Origin of the sequence: Pseudomonas folii (assembly GCF_014357575.1) — a bacterium.
Taxonomy (GTDB): domain Bacteria; phylum Pseudomonadota; class Gammaproteobacteria; order Pseudomonadales; family Pseudomonadaceae; genus Aquipseudomonas; species Aquipseudomonas folii.
Genome location: NZ_JACONW010000280.1, coordinates 1 through 2,886, shown reverse-complemented (window position 1 = coordinate 2,886; position 2,886 = coordinate 1). Strand labels below are relative to the sequence as shown.

The window sequence follows — 2,886 nt, the reverse complement described above, 5'->3', positions numbered from 1 at the left end:
CAACAAGTTGCCTCCTACCGTAACGCGGCGGCCAACCTTGGCATCTTCAGGATCATCCACCATCCGGTAGGAGCGAACTCATTACTTTTTAAGCAACCGCAACCCATTAAACACCACCAACAGACTCACACCCATATCCGCGAACACCGCCATCCACATCGTCGCCATGCCCGCAAAGGTCATCGCCAGAAAGATCGCTTTGATAAACAAGGCGAGGAAGATGTTCTGTTTCAATACCGCCGACGTCCGACGCGACAGTTGGATAAACGCCGGGATCTTGCGCAGATCGTCGTCCATCAAGGCGACATCCGCCGTTTCAATCGCAGTATCGGTACCCGCTGCCGCCATGGCGAAGCCAATCTCGGAGCGTGCCAGCGCGGGTGCGTCGTTGATGCCGTCGCCGACCATGCCGACCCGATGCCCTTTGGCATACAGCGCTTCGATAGCCTCCAGTTTGTCGCTTGGCATCAGGTTGCCCTGAGCCGAATCGATACCCACCTGCGCAGCGATCGCCTTGGCGGTGTGCGGGTTGTCACCGGTAAGCATCAGGGTTTTAACGCCCAGTTCATGCAGTTGCTGGATCGCTTCGCGGCTGCTCTCCTTGACCGTATCGGCCACCGCAAACAACGCCAGCGGGCCAGATTTATCCAGCAGTAGCACGACGCTTTTACCTTGCTGTTCCAGCGCATCCAGTTGTGCCTCCAACTGGGGTGAGCAAAGGCCCAGCTCTTCCACCAAACGGTGGTTGCCCAAATGGTAAAGCTCGCCATTGATCTCGCCGCGCACGCCGCGCCCAGCCAACGCTTCGAAAGCGGTGACTTCATGGGCATTAACGTATTGCTCGGCTGCCTTGGCAACTGCCTGGGAAACCGGGTGATCAGAGCGCCCCGCCAGACTCGCCGCCACACCCGGAACCCGATCCGCAGCGGTTGACTCAAGCAACACGAAATCGGTCTGCACCGGCTTGCCGTGGGTGATCGTGCCGGTCTTGTCCAGAGCCAGGTAATCAAGCTTGTGGCCCATTTCCAGGTACACGCCGCCCTTGATCAGGATGCCTCTGCGCGCCGCAGCCGCCAGCCCGCTGACAATGGTCACCGGAGTGGAAATGACCAATGCACAAGGGCAAGCCACCACCAGCAGCACAAGCGCGCGGTAGATCCAGTCGAACCAGGCTGCGCCCATGAACAGCGGCGGGATGATTGCGACGCCGAGCGCGAAGATGAATACCGCCGGGGTATAAATGCGCGAGAAGGTATCGACGAAACGCTGAGTCGGTGCCCGCGAACCTTGGGCCGCCTCAACCGCATGAATGATCCGCGCCAGCGTCGAGTTATTCGCCGCAGCCGTCACGCGATACTCCAGCGAACCGGACTGGTTAATGGTCCCGGCAAAGACTTTATCGCCAATGGTTTTCTCGACCGGCAGGCTTTCACCGGTAATCGGCGCCTGATCAATCGTGGAGTTACCGGATACCACCTCACCATCCAGTGCGACACGCTCACCCGGTTTAACCCGGACGATGGCGCCCAACTCGATGTTTTTGGCTTCCAGTTCCAACCACTGACCATCCGCCTGTTTCACGGTGGCCAGTTCCGGCGTGAGCTGCATCAAGCCACTGATAGCGTTGCGGGCGCGGTCCAGGGATTTGGCTTCGATCAGCTCAGCAACGGTAAACAGGAACATCACCATCGCTGCTTCTGGCCATTGCCCGATCAACACGGCACCGGTCACAGCGATGCTCATCAACGCGTTGATGTTCAGGTTGAGGTTCTTGAGTGCGATCCAGCCTTTTTTATAAGTGCCCAAACCGCCGCTGAGGATGGAAACCAGCGCCACGATGGCCACAACCCAATCCGACGCGAATGAGCCGAAGTGGATGACTTCAGCGGCCAGCGCAGTCACGCCGGACAGCGCCAACGGCCACCAGGCTTTTTTCACCACCGGTGCAGGCGCTGCCTCTGCGCCCTCTTCAATCGGTTCGGCCTGCATGCCTAACGAAGCGATAGCGTCCCGAATCGGATCGGTAGACGGCAGTTCGTGCCAGACGCCGAGCATGCGATTGATCAGGTTGAATTCAAGTTTCTGCACGCCGGCCAGTTTGCCCAGCTTGTTCTGGATGAGCGTCTGCTCCGTAGGGCAATCCATCTGCTCGATACGGAATGTGCTCAGTTGCGCGCCCGATGCAGGGGCATCGCTGAACGTGACCACCGCAGGCGCGACTTTCGACGAGCAGCAACTGCCGTGACCTTGTTCGACCTTACCGTGATCATGCTGGGAATGGTCATGGCTTTCATGGTCATGCTTGTCTTGATCGTGATCGTGCTTGTCGTGAACAGGGGTCAACTGGCTCATGGTCCGGTCCTTTATCGTGCTTGTTGCCAAGTGAACACCCTGTAGCCACTATAGGGTCAAGCACTAAAACAGGAACGACGACGATGAAGATTGGCGAGCTGGCAAAACTGACTGATGCCCAGGTGGAAACCATCCGTTATTACGAGCGCGAAGGCCTGCTCCCGGCACCTGCCCGCAGCGACGGCAACTATCGGTTGTACACCCAGGCCCATGTGGAGCGGCTGACCTTCATTCGCAATTGCCGCAGCCTGGACATGACCCTTGAGGAAATACGCAGCCTGCTCAACTTGCGTGACAGCCCGCAAGACCAGTGCATGAGTGTCAATGCGCTGATTGATGAACACATCCAGCACGTCAATGACCGCATCGCCAGCCTGCAAGCCCTGCAGACCCAGCTACTGGACCTGCGCCAACGCTGCAGCGACGGAGCACCGGATCATTGCGGGATTCTGGATCGACTGGAAGTCAGCGGCAGCGTAGTGACCGCTGATGTGGAGCATTCCCATGTGGGCAGGAGTCATGGGCATTGAGGCG

At 58.5% G+C, this 2,886-nt stretch carries 2 protein-coding genes; one reads left to right on the top strand and one right to left on the bottom strand.

The genetic code is table 11. The features are described 5' to 3' along the window. Nucleotides 1–81: 81 nt before the first annotated feature. The gene (locus H8S59_RS26665; RefSeq protein WP_187523348.1) at nucleotides 82–2,352 is read right to left on the bottom strand and encodes a heavy metal translocating P-type ATPase; all 2,271 of its coding nucleotides are present in this window, start codon (nucleotides 2,350–2,352) and stop codon (nucleotides 82–84) included. Between the two features lie 83 nt (nucleotides 2,353–2,435). Between H8S59_RS26665 and cadR the strand changes: the two genes are divergently transcribed. Further along, nucleotides 2,436–2,882 carry a Cd(II)/Pb(II)-responsive transcriptional regulator gene (gene cadR, locus H8S59_RS26660; RefSeq protein WP_095092590.1) on the top strand — a complete coding sequence of 149 codons (447 nt, stop codon included), beginning with the start codon at nucleotides 2,436–2,438 and terminating at the stop codon, nucleotides 2,880–2,882. Nucleotides 2,883–2,886 lie beyond the last annotated feature (4 nt).